The organism is Bradyrhizobium sp. P5_C11_2 (assembly GCF_054049755.1).
In genome coordinates, this window is sequence record NZ_JBFULT010000079.1 from 1 (window position 1) to 18539 (window position 18539).

The following is an 18539-nucleotide window of genomic DNA, read 5'->3' on the forward strand; positions in this document are numbered from 1 at the left end:
ACCGCCGAGATGATCAAATACGCCGCGAACGCGTTCCTCGCGACCAAGATCACCTTCATCAACGAGATCGCCGATCTGTCCGAAAAAGTCGGCGCCAACGTCCAGGAGGTCGCGCGCGGCATTGGCCTGGACAACCGCATCGGCACCAAGTTTTTGCATGCCGGCCCGGGCTTCGGCGGCTCCTGCTTCCCGAAGGACACCAAGGCGCTGATCAAGATCGCGCAGGACTACGACGTGTCCCTGCGCATCGTCGAATCCGTGCTCGCCGTCAACGAGAACCGCAAGCGTGCGATGGCGCGCAAGGTCAGCCAGGCGCTCGGCGGCTCGCTGCGCGGCAAGACCATCGCCGTGCTTGGTCTCACCTTCAAGCCCGACACCGACGACATGCGCGATGCGCCGTCGATCCCGCTGGTGACCGGCCTGATCGACATGGGCGCCAAGGTGAAGGCCTTCGATCCCGTCGGGATGGAGCAGGCGAAGAGCGAGCTGCCCAGCATCACCTATTGCGAGGACGCCTATTCCTGCGCGGAAGGCGCCGATGCGCTCGTCATCGTCACCGAATGGGTGCAGTTCCGTGCTCTCGATCTCGACCGGCTGAAGGCGACCATGGCGCAGGCCGTCATCGTCGACCTCCGCAACATCTACCGCCCCGAAGAGATGGAAGCCGCCGGCTTCGTCTATGAGAGCGTCGGCCGGCCGTCCACGCGGGGCTGATAGCGACACACGATTGTCATACCCCGCGAAGGCGGGGTATCCAGTAACCCCGATCTTCGTGATGATTGGGACCTGAGTTTACTGGATCACCCGCATGCGCGGGTGATGACGGAAGCGAGATTTTGCCCCGCAGCTTCGACACGCCCCTCCCGATCGACGCCGTGCTCGACGATTTGTCGCGCACGCTGGAGGCGCGTAATGCCGCCGTTCTGGTGGCCCCTCCCGGCGCCGGCAAGACCACGCGGGTGCCGCTTGCGCTGCTCGATGCGCCCTGGGCCAAAGGCAAGAAGATCATCGTGCTGGAGCCGCGGCGCATCGCCGCGCGCGCCAGCGCCGATCGCATGGCCAAGTCGCTTCGAGAGCGCCCGGGCGAGACCGTCGGTTACCGCGTCCGTTTCGGCTCGAAGATTTCGCGCGCGACGCGCATCGAGGTCGTGACCGAAGGCATCTTCACCCGGCAGATCATGGACGATCCGGAGCTCTCCGGCGTTGCCGCCGTCCTGTTCGACGAATTCCACGAGCGCTCGCTCGATGCCGATCTCGGCCTCGCGCTGGCGCGTGACGCGCAACTGGGCCTGCGCGAGGATTTGCGCATCCTGGTGATGTCGGCAACGCTCGACGGCGCGCGTGTGGCAAAACTGCTCGGCGAGGCGCCCGTCGTCGAAAGCGAGGGCCGCGCTTTTCCGGTCGAGACGCGCTATCTCGGCCGCAAGGCGGATGCGCAGGTGGAACGGCAGATGGCGGACGCAATCGCCTCGGCACTGCGCGCAGATAGCGGCTCGGTGCTGGCCTTCCTGCCCGGCGCCGCCGAAATCCGCCGCACCCAGACTTTCGTCAGCGAACGCGTGCAGGATGCGTCCATCGAGATCGTGCCGCTGTTCGGCGCGCTCGATGCCGCCGTGCAGGATCGCGCCATCGCACCGGCGCCCAAGGGCACCCGCAAGGTCGTGCTGGCGACATCGATCGCGGAGACCTCGCTCACCATCGAGGGCGTGCGCATCGTGGTCGATTCCGGTCTCGCCCGCGTGCCGCGCTACGAGCCGGATATCGGGCTGACGCGGCTCGAGACCGTGCGCGTCTCGCGCGCGGCGGCGGACCAGCGTCGCGGCCGCGCCGGCCGTACCGAGCCCGGCGTGTGCTACCGGCTCTGGGACGAGCCGCAGACGGCGTCGCTTGCGCCCTACACCCAGCCGGAGATCCTCAGCGCCGATTTGTCGTCGCTGGTGCTCGATCTCGCGCAATGGGGCGTCAGTGATCCGGCCGCGCTGTCGTTCCTCGACCCGCCGCCGCAGCCGGCCTGGAAGGAAGCCAAGAGCCTGCTCTCCGAGCTCAACGCCCTCGATGGCGACGGCCGCATCACCGCGGAAGGCAAGAGCCTGCGCGCGCTGGCGCTGCCGCCACGGCTCGCGCGCATGATCGTGGATTCGCATCGTGCAGGCGCGGGCGAAGAAGCGGCCGAGATCGCCGCCATCCTCACCGAGCGCGGGCTCGGCGGCGACAGCGCCGATCTCGAGCACAGGCGCGACCAGTTCCGTCGCGACCGCTCGCCGCGCGCGTCGAGCGCGCGCGACCTCGCCCGGCGCTGGGCTTCGCAGGTGGCGGCCTCGGAGAAGTCCGCGATAGAGCAGGACGAGCTCTCGACCGGCCTGATGCTCGCCTATGCCTTCCCGGACCGCGTCGCGCGCAACCGCGGCAATGGCAGTTTTGTGCTCGCCAACGGCCGCGGTGCTGCTGTTGACCAGACCTCGTCGCTCGCCCGCGCGCCCTATATCGCGATCGGCGAGATGACGGGCACGGCGGCCAGCGGACGCATCCTGCTCGCGGCGCCGATCGCGCAGGACGAGATCGAGCGGCACTTCGCCGAACATATCGAAACCGTCGACGAGATCTCATTCGATCGTGGTGCGATGGCGCTGCGCGCACGGCGCAAGCGCGCGCTGCACGCGATCACGCTCTCCGAGGCGACGCTTGCCGTGTCGCCGTCGGAGGAGACAGCGCGCATCTTCGCAGATGGCCTGATCGCCGCCGGCCTCGACCGCTTGCCCTGGTCGAAGGCAGCAAAACAATGGCGCGACCGGGTGATGTTCCTGCGCAAGGCCGAAGGCGAAGCCTGGCCCGACCTGACGGACGATGGCTTGATCGCGCGGCGTGACGACTGGCTGGTGCCCGCGCTGTACGACAAGATTGCGCTGAAGGATATCGCCGCCGGCGATCTCTCCGATGCGCTGATGGCGCTGTTGCCGTGGGAGATGCGCGCGCGGCTCGAGCGCGAAGCGCCGACCCATTTCGAGGCGCCGACCGGCACCGTGCTTGCCATCGACTATGAAGCCGAGCAGGGGCCGACCATCGCCGTGCGGCTCCAGGAATTGTTCGGCCTCAACACCCACCCGTCGATCGCGGCGGGCAAGGTGCCGCTGGTGCTGGAACTGCTGTCGCCGGCGCAACGCCCGGTGCAGGTGACGCGCGATCTTCCCGGCTTCTGGCGCGGCAGTTACAGCGCCGTGCGCTCCGACCTGCGCGGCCGCTACCCGCGCCACCCCTGGCCGGAAGATCCGGCGAATGCTCTGCCGACCCGGCGGGTGAAACCGCGCGGCACCTGAGAAGCACGAAGGCGAATTAACCGTTCGCTCATCCTTTTCGTCAAAATGACACCGTTCCGGCCGCGGCGCCGCTCGCGGGCGAGCAGGTCGCGTGGTGAAATCGAGCTTTCGGGCTCCGAGTGCCGTGATGCGTAACATAATGATCTTCGCGGCCATCATGATAGGGCTGGGCACCTTCATGGCGCAGATGGCCGACAGGATGAGCTCCGCCTCCGCGACGTCGGCGCCGCGCACCACGGTCGCAGTCGCGACCGCGGCGCCGGCCGGTGGCCGCAGCCTCAGCATCTCCCGCGACGGTCGCGGCCATTTCCAGGCCGAGGGCCGGATCGAGGGCCAGCGCATCGGCTTCATGATCGACACCGGCGCCTCCGTGGTTGCACTGAACGAGACGTCGGCTGCACGCTTCGGCCTGCGTCCCTCGCGCAGCGAGTACAACGCCACCGTCTCCACCGCCAACGGCACCATCAAGGCCGCGCGCACCCGCATCGCCATGTTAGAGGTCGGCGGCCTCATCGTGCGCGATGTCGATGCCATGGTGCTGCCGGACGAGGCGCTGTCCGAGAACCTGCTCGGCCTCTCATTCCTGTCCCGCCTCAAGCGCTTTGAGTACGCCAACGGCCAGATGGTGCTGGAGCAGTAGGCCCTGGTGGGCTAAGCCGGGCCAATTCAATAACGATCTGAGAGCCTGCCGCGGCTGGCGTTTCGCCGTTACCAAACTGCCGCAATTATCATCCATAAGCTGCCAATCCCGCCTTCCGCTGTGGCCCGGCATTCGCTAAGGCTGCATGAAATCCTGCTCATTTTCACGAGACCGTCTCAATGTTCCCCAAGCCTAAATCCGTCTTGTTGCCCAACACCTATGCCTTCGAATCCGAGCCGATGGTGAAGGCGACCGGCTTTCGCGAATATGACGCGCGCTGGCTGTTCAACAAGGAAATCAACCTGATGGGGGTGCAGGCGCTCGGCATGGGGCTGGGCGCGCTGATCGCCGAACTCGGTGTCAGCCAGGAGATCGTCACCGGCCATGATTTCCGCGGCTATTCGGCCTCGATCAAATATGCGCTGATTTCGGGCCTGATGGCTGCGGGGTGCAAGGTGCATGACATCGGGCTTGCGGTGACGCCGATGGCCTATTTCGCGCAGTTCGATCTCGACGTGCCCTGCTGCGCCATGGTCACGGCCTCGCACAACGACAACGGCTGGACCGGCGTGAAGATGGGCGCCAACCGTCCGCTGACCTTCGGCCCCGACGAGATGACGCGGCTGAAGCAGATCGTGCTCAATGCCGAGTTCAAGAACAAGGTCGGCGGCTCCTACCAGTTCCACGAGAATTATCCGGCGCGCTACATCGCCGACCTCACCAATCGCCCGAAGCTGAAGCGCAAGCTCAAGGTGGTTGCGGCCTGCGGCAACGGCACCGCCGGTGCGTTCGCGCCGCAGGTGCTGGAGGCGATCGGCTGCGAGGTGATCCCGCTCGACACCGAGCTCGACTACACCTTCCCGAAATACAATCCGAATCCGGAAGACATGGAGATGCTGCACGCGATCCGCGACGCGGTGCTGCAGCACAAGGCCGATGTCGGCCTCGGCTTCGACGGCGACGGCGATCGCTGCGGCGTCGTCGACAACACCGGCGAGGAGATCTTTGCCGACAAGGTCGGCGTGATGCTGGCGCGCGACATGTCGGCGATCCACAAGGACGCGCAGTTCATTGTCGACGTGAAATCGACCGGCCTGTTCATCACCGACCCGGTGTTGCAGAAGCAGGGCGCCAAGACCACCTATTGGAAGACGGGYCATTCCTACATGAAGCGCCGCACCCACGAGACGGGTGCGCTCGCTGGCTTCGAGAAGTCGGGCCACTTCTTCTTCAACAAGCCGTATGGCCGCGGCTATGACGACGGCCTGGTCTCGGCGATCGCGATCTGCGACATGCTCGACCGCGCCCCCGGCAAGTCGATGGCCGACCTGAAGGATGCATTGCCGAAGACCTGGTCGTCGCCGACCATGTCGCCGCATTGCGCCGATGAGGTCAAGTACGGCGTCATCGACCAGGTGGTGAAGCATTTTGAAGGCTTGCAGGCCAAGGGCGCCAAGATCGGCGGACAGGCGATCCGCGACCTCGTCACCGTCAACGGCGTGCGCGTCACGGTCGAGGACGGCAGCTGGGGCTTGGTGCGCGCCTCCTCCAACAAGCCCGAGCTCGTGGTCGTGGTCGAGAGCCCGGTCTCCGAGCAGCGCATGCACGACATGTTCGAGATGGTGAACAGCGTGCTGAGGACGCATCCCGAAGTCGGCGAGTACAATCAGAAGATCTGAGGTTTGGTTCGCGGCGGCCCGCCGCGGCGGCAGTGCGCTCCCTCGCCCCGTTCTTACGGGGAGAGGGTTGGGGTGAGGGGCCTTTCTCCGCACGTGAGATCGACGAGAGACCTGTACCCCCTCACCCGGATCGCAAGAGCGATCCGACCTCTCCCCGCAAGCGGGGAGAGGTGAAGAGCAACGCCTCTTGAATATTAAGCCGCCACCACCGCCGGGATCGGCAGCGCCGTCACCGACTTGATCTTCTCCATCGCGAAGCGCGAGGTGACGTTCTTCAGCGGCACGGCGCTGATCAGCTTCTTGTAGAAGACGTCATAGGCCTGCATGTCCGCGACCACGACGCGCAGCATGTAGTCGACGTCGCCGGCCATGCGGTAGAATTCCATCACCTCGGGCATGGCGCTGACGGCCTCGGCGAACTTCTTGAGCCAGGCGTCGGAATGATCGGAGCTCTCGACCGAGACGAACACGGAGATGCCGAGTCCGATCTTGTTCTGGTCGACCAGCGCCACCCGCTTCAGGATGACGCCGTCGGCCTCGAGGCGCTGGATGCGCTTCCAGCAGGGGGTGGACGACAGGCCGACCCGGTCGCCGATCTCGGCGACGGACAGGGAGGCGTCTTCCTGGAGGACCATCAGGATCTTGCGGTCGATGGCGTCGAGGCGGCGGCTGGTCTCGGGGATCTGGACGGCGAGGTCAGTCATTTGAAGAACTTTGTTCCATTATTCGGGTCGATATCCCTCATATATAGAAAAATCTTCTATCGCAAGCCTATAATCTCGGCGAGCGGCTTGTGTTCAACCGCAGTCATCCACGCAAAAGTTCTTCAACTTCAATGCGTTGCGGGGCGGCCAGACCGCCGCCATGGCGGGTGCATTTCAGCGCTGCGGCGGCCGCGGCGAATTGCAGCGCCTCCCGGACATCGCTGCCTTCGGCCAGGCGAAGCGTGAACGCGCCATGGAAGACGTCGCCGGCACCGAGCGTGTCGACGGCCTCGACCAGAAAGGCCGGCGTCTCCTCGAGCTCGCCCCTCTCGTTCAGCCAGATCGTGCCGCGCGGGCCTCGGGTGGCGGCCAGGAAGGCCGGCGTCAGCCCGGCCAGGCGCTTCAAGGCGCCGCCGTCGTCGGCGATGCCGGCAGTCTCCCGCACCTGTTCGCTGGCGAACAGCAGATGCGAGGCCGCCGTGAGCAGGCCGTCGGTCGGTGCCATCGCACGGTCGACGCCGACGATGACGGGAATGCCGCGGCTTCGCGCCTCCGCGCAGAGGTCGGTGCAAAACGAAGCGCAGCGGCTCTCGACCAGAACCGCCTCGCAGCCGGCCAGCAGTTGATCGGTGTTGGGCAACCTCACGCTCCACAGAGCGGGATCGCGAAAAATGGTGAGCGTTCGCTCGCCGGAAGGTTCGATCAGGATTGCCGAGACCGGCGTTGCAAGCCCCGGCATGCGCACGATATGTGCGGTTTCGATGCCCTCGGCGGCCATCCGTTCGAGAATGAAGCCGCTCGATGCCTCCTGCGCGTCGCCCATCGGCCCGGTGAACGCGACGCGGCCGCCGAGCCGCGCGATGGCGATCGCGGCATTGAGCGCGTTGCCGCCGCAGATCTCCGCAAAATGGCTGGCGTTCGCCTTGCTGCCGTGCTCGGGCACGGCCTCGACGCGAAACGTGAGGTCGCGCACGGGAATGCCGATGCACAGGATGCGCGGCGCGGTCCCTGACGCGGCCATCGACGGTTTCAGCTCAGGTGCTGCTCTTGTCGTGCACCCAGCGGCCGAGCAGATGATGGGCAATGGCGAAGGGGTGCGGGCCGGCGAGGCCGTCCGGATGCGTCCGCGTCAGCATCTTGGCTGCCTCCTCGCGCGTGAACCAGCGCGCGTCCTCCAGCTCAGAATGATCGACGACGATGTCCTCGTTCAGCGCCCGCGCGCTACAGCCGATCATCAGCGACGACGGGTAGGGCCAGGGCTGGGTCATGTAATACTGCACGTCGGTGCAGCGGATCCCGGACTCTTCGAGGATTTCACGGCGTACCGCGTCCTCGATGGTTTCGGCGGCCTCGACGAAGCCGGCGAGGCACGAATACATGCCCGGCAAGAACTGCTTCTGGCGGCCGAGCAGGCACTTCTCGCCGGAGGCCACCAGCATGATCACGACCGGATCGGTGCGCGGAAAATGCTCGGCCTTGCAGCTCGGGCAGTCGCGCTTCCAGCCGCCCTCCTTCATCGCGCTGCGGGTGCCGCAATTGGCGCAATAGCCGTGGCGCTGATGCCAGCTCACCAGAGACTTCGCCATCGCGACCGCCGAGAGCTCGTCGGGGCGGACCGCGCCCTGCATCGCCATGCCGCGCAGCTCGGTGAGGGTGTAGTCCTCGCGGCCGACCAGCTTCTCGGCCGCGGCCTGCGACAGGCCCATGCCGAACACCGCGGCGCCGTCGCGCAGCCCCAGAAAGACCGTGCCGGGATTGGCGCCGCATTTCAGCGCTTCGTCGATTCCCAGCAGCGCGCGGACTTTTTCGCCCTCGCGCTTCACCAGCAGCGAGTCGCGGTGGACGACATAGGCGCGCGAGGTCGGCTTCTGTTCCAGCGCGAACAGCTTTTCGTCGTCGCGGCGCAGATGCGCGGCGCGGTCGAGCACATTGGTGACGAAGGCCGGTTGCCCCAGCGGAAACGAGTCGAATGCTGACATTTCTTGCTCTTTCAACCCAACCAGATTTTTCGGCGAAGCGCGCTGATGAAATTCTGCACCTCGGTGGCGTCATGCGGCAATGGCTGCATCACGCCCCAGACCGGCCGCGGCCAGGCGGCATCACCGGTGCGGCGCGCGATGATGTGGACGTGAAGCTGCGGCACGAGGTTGCCGAGCGCCGCGATATTGAGCTTGTCGCATTTGGTGATCTCCTTCAGCGCGCGCGAGACGCGGGAGATCTCCGTCATCAGCTGCGCCTGCTGCACCTCGTCGAGATCGATGATCTCGACCGCGTCCGCGCGCCGCGGCACCAGCAGCAGCCAGGGATAATGCGCGTCCTTGATGACCAGCACCTTCGACAGCGGCAGGTCGCCGATGTCGATAGTGTCCTCTTTCAGGCGGGAGTGCAGCGACCAGGCGGGATCGGACATATGCGTTTCCAGATTGCCCGGTGCGATCGGRCTCGTTTGATCCGAGCATACGATACCGAGTCAGCCAGGGGAAGGATGGCAGCTGCATACGCGATCGTCGTCCCGGACAAGCGTAGCGAAGCGGAGCGCAGATCCGGGACGACAGCGAGAGTGCGGCCTACCCCTCCGCAATCACCCGCGCATTGGCGCGGATCGAGGCTTCGCTGACGCGAATGCCGAGGCCGGGGCCATCGGGCACCACGACATGGCCGGCGCGGTTGGCGACGCGCTCTTCCAGCACGTCCTCGGTCAGCACATGGTGCGGCATGTAGAATTCGCAGCCGAGCGAGATGCCTGGCGTCGCCGCGATCAGCTGCGTGCCGGCGGCCAGGCCAATGCCGCCCTCCCACAGCGTGCCGCCATAGCCGGGCAGGCCGGCGATGTCGGCGATCGCCATGATCGCCTGGGCCTCGAACAGGCCGCCGGCCTTCATCAGCTTGATCGAGACCGCGTCGGCCGCCTCGCGCCGCACCACCTCCATCATGTCGCGACGGTCGAAACAGCTTTCGTCGGCGAGCACCGGCGTTTCCAGCGCCGCGGTGAGCTGCGCCATCACGTCGAGATATTTGCGCGGCACCGGCTGCTCGATGAAGGTCGGCGCGAACTGCTCGACGTCGCGCAGGATCTTGATGGCCCCGAACGGCGCCAGCGCCTGGTTGTAGTCGACGCGCAGATCGACCTTGTCGCCGAATTCCTTCCGGATCGCTTCGAGATGGTCGAGATCCTCGCGATGCGGCTTCACGCCGGTCTTGACCTTGTAGATCACGTTGCCGTCCGGAACCATTTTTCGCATGCGCTCCAGATCGGCGGCGAAATCCGGGTCGGCGATCGAGAACGACAGCGGGATCGTGTCGCGCACGCGGCCGCCGAGCAAATCGGCGACCGAAAGCCCCGACGACTTGCCGACGATGTCGAGCAGCGCCATTTCGATTCCAACCTTGGCCTCGGCATGTCCCACCAGCGCGCGGTCGAGCTCGGCCATCAGCGCACGAATCCGGCGCACCGGCTTGCCGAGCACGACAGGACGCAAATAGATGTCGAGCGCGGAGAACGCCGCTTCCGGCGTTCCCGTGAACACCTCCCACGGCGCGGCTTCGCCCCAGCCGATCACGCCATCGCTTGCGGTGAGCTCGATCAGCACGCGCTTCACCGTGCCCTTGACGTTGCCGACGCCCTGGAGGCGGGCCATCTTGATCGGGCTCTCGATCAGGAACAGCCTGAGGCGTTCGATGGTTGCTTCGGTCATGTCAGGCCTCCATTGACGTGCCAGACCTGGCCGGTGACGTAGGACGCTTTCGGCGACGCCAGGAAGGCGATGATTTCGGCGACTTCCTGCGGCCGCCCGCGGCGGCGCATCGGGATCAGCGCCTCGGTCGCGGCGATCTGCTCGGGCGACAGCCGGCTCTCGCTCGGCTTGTCCTTGACGATGAGGCCCGGCGAAACCGCGTTGACGGCGATGCCGTCGCCGGCGAGCTCGACCGCGGTGAGGCGCACCAGCGCTTCCAAGGCGGCGCGGCTCGCCGCGGTCGCGGCGAAGGGCGCAAATTCGGGCCGGATCGCGTGCGCGACGAACGAGGACACCGCGACGATCCGCGCGTCATGCCCCGCACGCAGCAGCGGAAGCGCGGCGTCGACCAGCCGCGTGAACGCCAGCGCGGATTCATCCATCGCCTGGCGGAATTGATCCGCCGGCGTGCCGATGGCGCTGCCGCGCCGCGCATGGCCGCCGACCAGGATCAATCCATCGAGCCGGCCAAAGGCGCCTTGCGTGGCGGCGATGGCATCGATTGCCGCGGCCTCCTCGGCGAGATCGCCGAGGCATTTTGCCACCACCGCGCCCTGCGCTTCGGCGTCCGTCGCGGTGGCCTCGAGACCGGCGGCGTTGGAGCGCGTGTGCAGCAGCAGCCCGGTGCCGGGGCCCGCGAGCAGCTTTGCGGTGGCGCGGCCGATGCCGCTGGCGGCCCCGGTGACGAGATAGACGCGATTGATATCAGGCATCACGATATCGCGTTGGCCGGCGGCAGAGCGCCGGTGCGGTGGAAATGGCTGAGGAAGGCGCGCGTCGCGGCTGCTTGCGGATTGTCGATCACCTGCCGCGCCGGGCCCTCCTCGACCACGATCCCGTCGCGCATGAAGATGAGGCGGTTGGCGACCTCGCGCGCAAACGCGATCTCATGGGTCACGATCACCATGGTCATGCCTTCGGAGGCCAGCTGCTGGATGACGGCGAGCACCTCGCCGACGAGCTCGGGATCGAGCGCCGAGGTCGCCTCGTCGAACAGCATCACGTCCGGCTCCATCGCGAGCGCCCGCGCAATCGCGACGCGCTGCTTCTGGCCGCCGGACAATGTCGCGGGATATTGGTCGGCTTTCTCTGCAAGGCCCACCTTGGCAAGCTGCGCGCGCGCGAGCTTCTCGGCGTCCGCCTTGGCCATCCGTCGCACCGTGACCGGTCCCTCCATCACGTTCTGGAGCGTCGTCATGTGCGGGAACAGGTTGAAATGCTGGAACACCATGCCGGTGGTGGCGCGGAATTTTGCGAGTGTCCTCACGTCGGGCAGTTTCGCGCCTTCGCCGAACTGGAAGCGTGTATCGCCGACGCGAACGCTGCCGCCATCAGGCGTCACCAGAAGATTGATGCAGCGGAGCAGCGTCGATTTGCCCGAGCCCGACGGGCCGATCAACGCCACGACGCCGCCCTTGGCGACGTCGAGGCTGATGTTCTTCAAGACCTCGTTGCTGCCAAAGCTCTTGCGCAGGCTCCGGATCTCGATCTTCGAAGTGGTCTTCGAATCGTTCTTTGAGGTCTCGCTCATTCGCCGACCGCCAGTCGCTTCTCGCCGCGCCGGACGAGGATGGTCAGGGGAATCAGGATCGCCGCATAGGCGACGGCCACGGCCGTGTAGGTCTCCAGCGGACGGTAGCTGTCATGGGCGGCGACCTGGCTCTGATAGACGAGGTCAGGCACCGCCAGCACCGAGACCAGCGAGGTGTTCTTGAACTGGATGATCGACTGGTTCATCAGCGCCGGGATCATGCGCTTGACCGCCTGCGGCAGCACGATGCGCCGCATGGCCTGCCCCGGCGTCATGCCGAGCGCGGCGCCGGCTTCGGACTGGCCGCGGTCGATCGAGACGATGCCGCCGCGGATGATCTCCGAATAGAACGAGCCGCCATAGAGCGAGAGCGCCAGCGCCGAGGCCGTGATCGGCGTCATCTCGACGCCGGCGAGAATCGGCAGAGCGTAATAGAACCAGATCAGCTGCACCAGGATCGGCGTGCAGCGGAACGCCTCGATGAAGGTCAGCGCGATCAGGCGTACCGCTCTGAAGCGCGACAGGCTGCCGAAGGCCCCGAACAGGCCGAACACCAGCCCGAGCACCACGATGACGACGGTGAAGCCGACGGTGACGCCGAGCCCGTTGAGAAAGAGCCAGCGATAGCTCCAGAGGATGCCGAAGTCCCAGTGATACATGCGTGCGTTACTCGTCGTGCGGCTAACCGCTTACACCGTCATTCCGGGGCGCCCGAAGGGCGAACCCGGAATCTCGAGATTCTCAGGTGCGCAATTGCGCACCATAGTTCGATGCTTCGCATCGCCCTGGAATGACAGTGGGAGCTTACAGCGACACGCCCGGCGGAATGTCCGCTTCGGTCACGCCCACCAGCTCCATGTTGGTGATGATCGCGTTGCGGATGAAGCCGAGGCCCTTGTTGAAGTCGATCCAGGTGTTGACGAAGTCGCGGAAGGTCTTGTCGTTCTCGCGGCGGAAGCCGGCATTCGACGTCGTCGCGAAGATCGGCGTCGGCAGCACGAACTGGCCGAGCGAGGGGTTCTTCTTCAGGACGGTCAGCGACAGCATGGTGATCAGGCACTGCGCGTCGACGCGGCCGGTCTGGAGCGCGGCGGTGGCGTCGTCGGCGGTCTTCAGCCGCGAGATCTGCGCCTTCGGCGTCAGGCGGCTCACGACCTGGTCGTGCGACGAGCCCTGGTCGACCGCGAGCTTGACGTCGGGCGAGTTCAGCTCGGCCCAGCTCTTCGGCTTGAAGTCCTTCTTGCAGAGGATGCCGAAGGCGTTGTTGAAGACCGGCACCGAGAAGTCGACCACCAGCGCGCGCTTCGGGGTCGGGTTGAGGCCGAAGAAGATGTCGATCTTGTTGGACTGCAGGTCGAGCACCGAATTGCCCCAGGTGGTCTCGGTGATATCGAGCTCGGCCTCCATGTCGTCGGCGAGCCCCTTGGCGATGTCGATGTAGAAGCCTTTCCACTGGCCGCTGGCCAGGTCCTTCATGTAGTAGGGCGCGCCGCCGCCGACCGCGCCGATCCGCATCTTCTTGGTCCGGCGGATGCGAGCAAAGGTCGATTCGTTCGGATCGGCGGCCTGGGCCACGGCCGGCGACGCCAGCGCGCCCGCGGCCACTGCGCCGACGGCGCCAAGTCCGACAATCGATGCAACATCACGACGTGTAACCATTGGGATCAATCGCTTTTCTGGTTGGGTGGAATTCCGGCAGCGTTCATACCAAGGCGTTCCCGGCAGTGAAAGCACAGCCTATCGGCTGGGCAGGTCGGGATTTGCCCGGATGCTGGGCAAGTGCAAGCGGATCAGGGCGATCCCCGCTTGCTTTCCCGCCCTTTTGGCCCCAAATAGGGACCGGGAGATTGGCGGTGGACGAGCCACTCGCCAACCGGGTCAGGTCCGGAAGGAAGCAGCCCTAACGAGGTCCGGATCGGGTCGCTCGTCAGTCTCCTACCGTTTTTCCGAGCGAATTGCGCCGGCGGCTTAAGCCGCCAGCGCGCTCCTTTCCGCAAACGCCGGCCGAGAGAGATTTCATTGCGGATCGACCGATGACCGACGCCGGCGCCCCTCCCAATTCCGATAGCGCCAGCCAGGCTGGCTTTGCGCTCGGTGCCCAAGCAGGCACGCCGTACCGGGTGCTGGCGCGCAAATACCGCCCCTCCAGCTTCGACGACCTGATCGGCCAGGAGGCCGTGGTCCGCACCGTCTCCAATGCGTTCGAAACCGGCCGCATTCCGCAGGCCTGGATCCTCACCGGCGTCCGCGGCGTCGGCAAGACCACCACTGCGCGCATCCTTGCCCGCGCACTCAACTACGAGATGCCGGATGGCTCGGTGAAGGGCCCGACCGTCCACATGCCGACGTTAGGGGTGCATTGCCAGGCGATCATGGAAAGCCGGCACATGGACGTGCTGGAGATGGACGCGGCGTCGCATACCGGCGTCGACGACGTCCGCCAGATCAATGACAGCGTGCGCTACGCGCCGGCCAGCGCCCGCTACAAGGTCTACATCATCGACGAAGTCCACATGCTGTCGACGGCGGCGTTCAACGCCTTCCTGAAGACGCTGGAGGAACCGCCGGAGCACGCCAAATTCGTGTTCGCGACGACAGAGATCCGCAAGGTTCCGGTCACGGTGCTGTCGCGCTGCCAGCGATTCGACCTGCGCCGCGTCGAGGCCGACGTGCTGATGAAGCACCTCGCCAGCATCGCGGCCAAGGAAAACGTCGAGATCGAGCCGGAAGCGCTCGGCATCATCGCGCGCGCCGCCGAGGGTTCCGTGCGTGATTCGCTGTCGCTGCTCGACCAGGCGATCGCGCATGCGGCGGGTACCGTGAAGGCCGATGCCGTCCGGCAAATGCTGGGGCTCGCCGACCGCACCCGCGTCATCGACCTGTTTGATTCGCTGGCGCGCGGCGACATCGCGGCCGCGTTCAAGGAGTTCCGCGACCAGTACGACGTCGGCGCCGATCCGATCGTCGTGCTCTCGGACCTCGCCGAATTCGTCAATTTCGTCACCCGCGTGAAGATCGTGCCGGCGACCGCCGACAACGTCGCCTATGGCGAGACCGAGCGGGTGCGCGCGCGGGATTTCGCCTCGAAGATCTCGATGCGCGTGCTGTCGCGGATGTGGCAGATGCTGCTCAAGGGCATCACCGAGGTGCAGGCGGCAACGCGGCCCGCCGCCGCCGCCGAAATGGTGCTGGTGCGCATCGCCTATGTCGCCGACCTGCCGACGCCGGACGAAGCGATCAGGATGCTGGAGCAGAACGGCGGAAGCTCGCCGGTCGTGAGCGGCGGCAGCGCGGCGCGCAGTGCGCCGGCAGCACCGGTTGCCTCGGCTGCGTCCGTGCGTGCGCCGGCCTCGTCGCCGTCCTCGTTCGGCGGTGGCGCCCGGCCGCAGATGGCGGCGCCCGCGCCGGAACCGCAAGCTGCGGCGCCCGTGCTGCGCGTCACGAGCTTCACCCAGCTCGTCGCGCTTGCCGGCCAGAAGCGCGACATCATGACCAAGGCCGCGCTCGAATCGGACATGCGCCTCGTCCGTTTCGAGGAGGGCCGGCTGGAAGTCGCGCTCGAGCCCAACGCCTCCAAGACCATGATCACCGAGCTCGGGCGCAAGTTCGAACTCTGGACCGGCCGGCGCTGGACCGTGACCGTCTCCAACGAACAGGGCCAGCCGACGCTGCGTTCGGTGAACCAGGCCGCCAAGCAGGAGCATGCCCGTACCGCCGAGGCCGATCCGCGCGTGCAGGAGGTGCTGTCGCGCTTCCCCGGGGCCAAGGTCGTCGAGGTCCGCAGGCTTGCCCCCGAGGTGCCGGAATCCAATATTAACGCCGACTATGGCAGTGACGATCCGCCCGACGGTTCCGACGGCGACGATCTCTAGAGCATGATCCGGAAAAGTGCGAAGCGGTTTTCCGATAAGATCATGCGCACACAATATGCTAAGGCGCGATGATGATTCATCGCGCCTTAGGCCCATCTTTCCAAGGACAAACACCCATGGCTGATTTTCTCGGCATGATGAAGCAGGCGGCGCAGCTGCAATCCAAGATGCAGGAGATGCAGGATCAGCTCGCCAATGTGGAAGTCGAAGGCATCTCCGGCGGCGGCCTCGTCGCGGTGCGCATGACCGCGAAGATGGACGTGAAGGGCATCAAGATCGACCCCTCGCTGATGAAGCCGGAGGAGCGCGAGGTGCTCGAGGATCTGCTCGTCACCGCGCTCGGCGACGCCCGCCGCAAGGCGGAGACGGCGATGCAGGAGAAGATGCAGGCGCTCACCGGCGGGCTCGGCCTGCCGCCGGGGCTGTTCGGCCAGTAATATGGGCGCGGTTGCAGGTCCCGAAATCGAGCGGCTGGTCCAGCTCCTCGCACGGCTGCCGGGCCTCGGTCCGCGTTCCGCGCGGCGCGCGGCGCTGCATCTGATCAAGAAGCGCGAAGCGCTGATGGTGCCGCTGTCCTCCGCCCTGCAGGTCGCGCTCGACAAGGTCCAGGTCTGCAAGACCTGCGGCAATATCGACACGCAAAATCCCTGCACGGTCTGCATCGACCCGCGGCGCGACGACGCCATCATCGTCGTCGTCGCCGATGTCGCCGATCTCTGGGCGCTGGAGCGGGCCAATGCCACTCAAGGGCGCTATCATGTGCTTGGCGCGACATTGTCGCCGCTCGACGGCGTCGGCCCGCAGGACCTCACCATCGACGCGCTGGTGGCGCGTGCCCATGATGCCAAGGTGCACGAAATCATCCTGGCGCTGAATGCGACGGTCGACGGTCAGACCACGGCGCATTACATCACCGACCTGCTTCAGGACGCCAACGTCAAGGTCACGCGGCTCGCCCATGGCGTGCCGGTCGGGGGCGAGCTTGATTATCTCGATGAAGGTACGCTATCGGCCGCGATGCGGCAGCGGACCCTGTTCTAGCAATCCAGACTTTACGGAAATGGACGACATGACGAAACGATTCGCCACACGGCTGGCTTTGGTCGCGATGATGACGATGCCGGTCGCCCCGGCCATCGCCGCGCAGCAGGGCGACGAGGTCCCGCCGCCGTCGAAGCCCGGCAAGCCGATCAACACCGGCGAGGTGCTCTCGGGCGAGCTGACCGCATTGAAAGTGCGCGACGTCAAGAACGCAGGCAAGCGTATCGCGACCTACCAGATCACCTCCGAGCCGCGCCGCCTGCCGGCGCCGAACGGTTTGTGCAATCTCGAGACCGGCCCCGAAACCTTCCAGCTCGTCACCTCCAGCGACGCGCAGGCCGCGCAGCTGAAATCCTTCGTCGGCAAGGCCATCTCGGTCAAGGTCGACGAAGTCGCCTGCGCCAGCGATCCCGGCCAGATGAGCGAAGCCGTGGTGACGAAATGGAGCATCATCAAGAAGCAGTAGGAGCATCAGATCGAGATGCCGTAGGGTGGGTTAGCCGAAGGCGAACCCACCACTGTTTATCTCCGCGGTGACAGAAATGGTGGGTTACGCTGCGCTAACCCACCCTACGAGAGCGTCACACCCGCACCGGCCCCAGCGCCTCGAAATGCCCGCGCTTCTGCAGCCAGCTGAGCAGCACCAGGCTCGGGATCGCCACCAGCACGCAGATCACGAAGAACAGCGGCCAGCCGGTGGCCTTGGCGACATAACCGGCCACCGACGAGAGATAGGTGCGCCCCACGGCCGCGAGCGCGGTAAGCAGCGCGTATTGCGTCGCCGTGTGCAGCGGGTTCTGGCACAGCGCGGAGAGATAGGCGACGAAGATCACGGTGCCGATGGCGCTGGTGAAATTCTCGCAGGTGATGGCGAAGGCGAGCGCCCATTGGCTGGTGCCGACGAACGCCAGCCAGGAGAAGGAGAGGTTGGCGAGCGCCTGCACCACGCCGCCGATCCACAGGCTCGTCGCCAGCGAATAGCGCCGCGCGACGAAGCCGCCGGCAAAGCCGCCGATCAGCGTGGCGGCGAGGCCGACGCCCTTCACGATCGCCGCATAATCGTTGCGGGTAAAGCCGAGGTCGATCACGAACGGCGCCGTCATGGTGCCGGAGAAGGCATCGGTGAACTTGAACAGCACGACGAAGGCGAGGGCTGCGAGCGCGTCCTTGCGCGACAGGAATTCCGAGAAGGCGCCGATCGCCGCGTGCAGCACCCGCGCGAACGCCGTCTCGGTCTGGGTCGCCGCCTCGGCCCGCGCCGATTGCTCGGGCTCGGTCGCGGCCAGCGCCGTGATGGTCCCGATCAGCACCATCGCCGCCATCACCACATAGCCCCACATCCAGGCTGACGTGCGCGGAATGCCGGTGCCCTCGAAGCCGGAGACGATGAACAGCGCGCCGGCGGTCGAGACCAGCATGCCGATGCGGTAGGCCGCGACATAGGACGCCATGCCTGCGGCCTGCTCGCTCTCCGGCAGGCTCTCGACGCGGAAGGCGTCGACAACGATGTCCTGCGTCGAGGACGTCGTCGCCACCAGCAGCGCACCGAGCGCGACGTAGAACGGCGAGCGCGCGGGATCGGTCAGCGCCAGCAGCAGGATCGCGATGATCAGCAGCATCTGCGAGAACAGCAACCAGCCGCGCCGGCGCCCGAACGTGCGCGTGAACAGCGGCACATGCAGCGCATCCACCAGCGGCGCCCACAGGAATTTCAGCGTGTAGGGCGTGCCGACCAGCGCGAACAGCCCGATGGTTCCGAGATCGACGCCGGCCTCGCGCATCCACACCAGCAGCGTCGAGCCCGACAGCGCCAGCGGCAGCCCGGAGGAGAAGCCGAGGAACAGCACGATCAGCACCCGCGGTTGCAGGTACACGGCCAAGCTGTCGCGCCAGGAGGCAGCAGGGGCATCGGTGCCGGCGGGGGAGGTCGCGTCGGGTGCGGTCATGGGCAGGTGTTAGCAGATTCTGGCGGTGCTGCCTCTTCTCCCTCTCCCCGTTCTTACGGGGAGAGGGTGGGGTGAGGG

General features: G+C 66.2%; 18 protein-coding genes and 1 other RNA gene. 9 read left to right on the plus strand and 10 right to left on the minus strand.

Features of this window, described 5'->3' with window-relative positions; translation table 11 throughout:
* The 4 genes from ACXJL8_RS11015 to ACXJL8_RS11030 form a co-directional block, all read left to right on the plus strand.
* Positions 1-714: UDP-glucose dehydrogenase family protein (locus tag ACXJL8_RS11015; RefSeq protein ID WP_456684987.1), on the plus strand; the 714-nt coding region annotated here is incomplete at its 5' end.
* Positions 715-836: 122 nt separating this feature from the next.
* Complete coding sequence (hrpB, locus tag ACXJL8_RS11020) at positions 837-3314, plus strand: ATP-dependent helicase HrpB (RefSeq protein ID WP_456619425.1); 2478 nt, start codon at positions 837-839, stop codon at positions 3312-3314.
* A 127-nt stretch (positions 3315-3441) separates the two neighbouring features.
* Entirely contained in the window at positions 3442-3954 is a 513-nt protein-coding gene (locus ACXJL8_RS11025; protein ID WP_456619426.1) for a TIGR02281 family clan AA aspartic protease, read from the plus strand.
* A gap of 179 nt (positions 3955-4133) precedes the next feature.
* The gene (locus ACXJL8_RS11030) at positions 4134-5633 is read left to right on the plus strand and encodes a phosphomannomutase/phosphoglucomutase (protein ID WP_456619427.1); all 1500 of its coding nucleotides are present in this window, start codon (positions 4134-4136) and stop codon (positions 5631-5633) included.
* A 194-nt stretch (positions 5634-5827) separates the two neighbouring features.
* Here the strand turns inward: ACXJL8_RS11030 and ACXJL8_RS11035 are convergent, their stop codons facing one another.
* From ACXJL8_RS11035 to ACXJL8_RS11075, 9 genes are all read right to left on the minus strand, one after another.
* Positions 5828-6337 carry an Lrp/AsnC family transcriptional regulator gene (locus tag ACXJL8_RS11035; protein ID WP_011090847.1) on the minus strand — a complete coding sequence of 170 codons (510 nt, stop codon included), beginning with the start codon at positions 6335-6337 and terminating at the stop codon, positions 5828-5830.
* Positions 6338-6440: 103 nt separating this feature from the next.
* Positions 6441-7358 carry a sugar kinase gene (locus ACXJL8_RS11040; RefSeq protein ID WP_456619428.1) on the minus strand — a complete coding sequence of 306 codons (918 nt, stop codon included), beginning with the start codon at positions 7356-7358 and terminating at the stop codon, positions 6441-6443.
* 13 nt (positions 7359-7371) lie between these two features.
* Complete coding sequence (gene nudC, locus ACXJL8_RS11045) at positions 7372-8316, minus strand: NAD(+) diphosphatase (protein WP_456619429.1); 945 nt, start codon at positions 8314-8316, stop codon at positions 7372-7374.
* A gap of 11 nt (positions 8317-8327) precedes the next feature.
* Positions 8328-8747 (minus strand): HIT domain-containing protein, encoded by a 420-nt coding sequence (locus ACXJL8_RS11050; RefSeq protein ID WP_456619430.1) that lies wholly within the window; start codon positions 8745-8747, stop codon positions 8328-8330.
* A 157-nt stretch (positions 8748-8904) separates the two neighbouring features.
* On the minus strand, positions 8905-10032 hold the full coding sequence (locus ACXJL8_RS11055) for a muconate cycloisomerase family protein (RefSeq protein WP_456619431.1): 1128 nt from the start codon (positions 10030-10032) through the stop codon (positions 8905-8907).
* Entirely contained in the window at positions 10029-10784 is a 756-nt protein-coding gene (locus ACXJL8_RS11060; RefSeq protein WP_456619432.1) for an SDR family NAD(P)-dependent oxidoreductase, read from the minus strand. The genes ACXJL8_RS11055 and ACXJL8_RS11060 overlap by 4 nt, the downstream gene beginning before the upstream one ends.
* Positions 10784-11602: an amino acid ABC transporter ATP-binding protein gene (locus ACXJL8_RS11065; RefSeq protein ID WP_456619433.1), complete on the minus strand. Its 819-nt coding sequence runs from the start codon at positions 11600-11602 to the stop codon at positions 10784-10786. Before ACXJL8_RS11065 ends, ACXJL8_RS11060 begins: the two co-directional genes overlap by 1 nt.
* Complete coding sequence (locus ACXJL8_RS11070) at positions 11599-12261, minus strand: amino acid ABC transporter permease (RefSeq protein ID WP_456619434.1); 663 nt, start codon at positions 12259-12261, stop codon at positions 11599-11601. The genes ACXJL8_RS11065 and ACXJL8_RS11070 overlap by 4 nt, the downstream gene beginning before the upstream one ends.
* 145 nt (positions 12262-12406) lie before the next feature.
* Positions 12407-13261 carry a transporter substrate-binding domain-containing protein gene (locus ACXJL8_RS11075; protein WP_456619435.1) on the minus strand — a complete coding sequence of 285 codons (855 nt, stop codon included), beginning with the start codon at positions 13259-13261 and terminating at the stop codon, positions 12407-12409.
* A 183-nt stretch (positions 13262-13444) separates the two neighbouring features.
* Between ACXJL8_RS11075 and ffs the strand changes: the two genes are divergently transcribed.
* From ffs to ACXJL8_RS11100, 5 genes are all read left to right on the plus strand, one after another.
* An RNA gene (ffs, locus tag ACXJL8_RS11080) (signal recognition particle sRNA small type) lies at positions 13445-13541 on the plus strand.
* A gap of 94 nt (positions 13542-13635) precedes the next feature.
* A complete protein-coding gene (locus ACXJL8_RS11085) occupies positions 13636-15474 on the plus strand; it encodes a DNA polymerase III subunit gamma/tau (protein WP_456619436.1) in 1839 nt (612 codons plus the stop codon).
* 116 nt (positions 15475-15590) lie between these two features.
* The gene (locus ACXJL8_RS11090) at positions 15591-15911 is read left to right on the plus strand and encodes a YbaB/EbfC family nucleoid-associated protein (protein WP_456619437.1); all 321 of its coding nucleotides are present in this window, start codon (positions 15591-15593) and stop codon (positions 15909-15911) included.
* Position 15912: 1 nt separating this feature from the next.
* Positions 15913-16515, plus strand: coding sequence for a recombination mediator RecR (recR, locus tag ACXJL8_RS11095; RefSeq protein ID WP_456619438.1), 603 nt, complete (start codon positions 15913-15915; stop codon positions 16513-16515).
* A gap of 28 nt (positions 16516-16543) precedes the next feature.
* The gene (locus ACXJL8_RS11100) at positions 16544-16981 is read left to right on the plus strand and encodes a hypothetical protein (RefSeq protein ID WP_456619439.1); all 438 of its coding nucleotides are present in this window, start codon (positions 16544-16546) and stop codon (positions 16979-16981) included.
* A 115-nt stretch (positions 16982-17096) separates the two neighbouring features.
* On the opposite strand, the gene ACXJL8_RS11105 is transcribed toward ACXJL8_RS11100, so the two are convergent.
* Positions 17097-18461: an AmpG family muropeptide MFS transporter gene (locus ACXJL8_RS11105; RefSeq protein ID WP_456619440.1), complete on the minus strand. Its 1365-nt coding sequence runs from the start codon at positions 18459-18461 to the stop codon at positions 17097-17099.
* Positions 18462-18539 lie beyond the last annotated feature (78 nt).

Bases quoted from the DNA above. Each gene is read 5' to 3' on its own strand.
- ACXJL8_RS11025 (WP_456619426.1), top strand. From the start codon at position 3,442: ATGCGTAACATAATGATCTTCGCGGCCATCATGATAGGGCTGGGCACC.
- ACXJL8_RS11035 (WP_011090847.1), bottom strand. From the start codon at position 6,337: ATGACTGACCTCGCCGTCCAGATCCCCGAGACCAGCCGCCGCCTCGAC.
- ACXJL8_RS11040 (WP_456619428.1), bottom strand. From the start codon at position 7,358: ATGGCCGCGTCAGGGACCGCGCCGCGCATCCTGTGCATCGGCATTCCC.
- nudC (WP_456619429.1), bottom strand. From the start codon at position 8,316: ATGTCAGCATTCGACTCGTTTCCGCTGGGGCAACCGGCCTTCGTCACC.
- ACXJL8_RS11050 (WP_456619430.1), bottom strand. From the start codon at position 8,747: ATGTCCGATCCCGCCTGGTCGCTGCACTCCCGCCTGAAAGAGGACACT.
- ACXJL8_RS11055 (WP_456619431.1), bottom strand. From the start codon at position 10,032: ATGACCGAAGCAACCATCGAACGCCTCAGGCTGTTCCTGATCGAGAGC.
- ACXJL8_RS11060 (WP_456619432.1), bottom strand. From the start codon at position 10,784: ATGCCTGATATCAATCGCGTCTATCTCGTCACCGGGGCCGCCAGCGGC.
- ACXJL8_RS11065 (WP_456619433.1), bottom strand. From the start codon at position 11,602: ATGAGCGAGACCTCAAAGAACGATTCGAAGACCACTTCGAAGATCGAG.
- ACXJL8_RS11070 (WP_456619434.1), bottom strand. From the start codon at position 12,261: ATGTATCACTGGGACTTCGGCATCCTCTGGAGCTATCGCTGGCTCTTT.
- ACXJL8_RS11075 (WP_456619435.1), bottom strand. From the start codon at position 13,261: ATGGTTACACGTCGTGATGTTGCATCGATTGTCGGACTTGGCGCCGTC.
- ACXJL8_RS11085 (WP_456619436.1), top strand. From the start codon at position 13,636: ATGACCGACGCCGGCGCCCCTCCCAATTCCGATAGCGCCAGCCAGGCT.
- ACXJL8_RS11090 (WP_456619437.1), top strand. From the start codon at position 15,591: ATGGCTGATTTTCTCGGCATGATGAAGCAGGCGGCGCAGCTGCAATCC.
- recR (WP_456619438.1), top strand. From the start codon at position 15,913: ATGGGCGCGGTTGCAGGTCCCGAAATCGAGCGGCTGGTCCAGCTCCTC.
- ACXJL8_RS11100 (WP_456619439.1), top strand. From the start codon at position 16,544: ATGACGAAACGATTCGCCACACGGCTGGCTTTGGTCGCGATGATGACG.
- ACXJL8_RS11105 (WP_456619440.1), bottom strand. From the start codon at position 18,461: ATGACCGCACCCGACGCGACCTCCCCCGCCGGCACCGATGCCCCTGCT.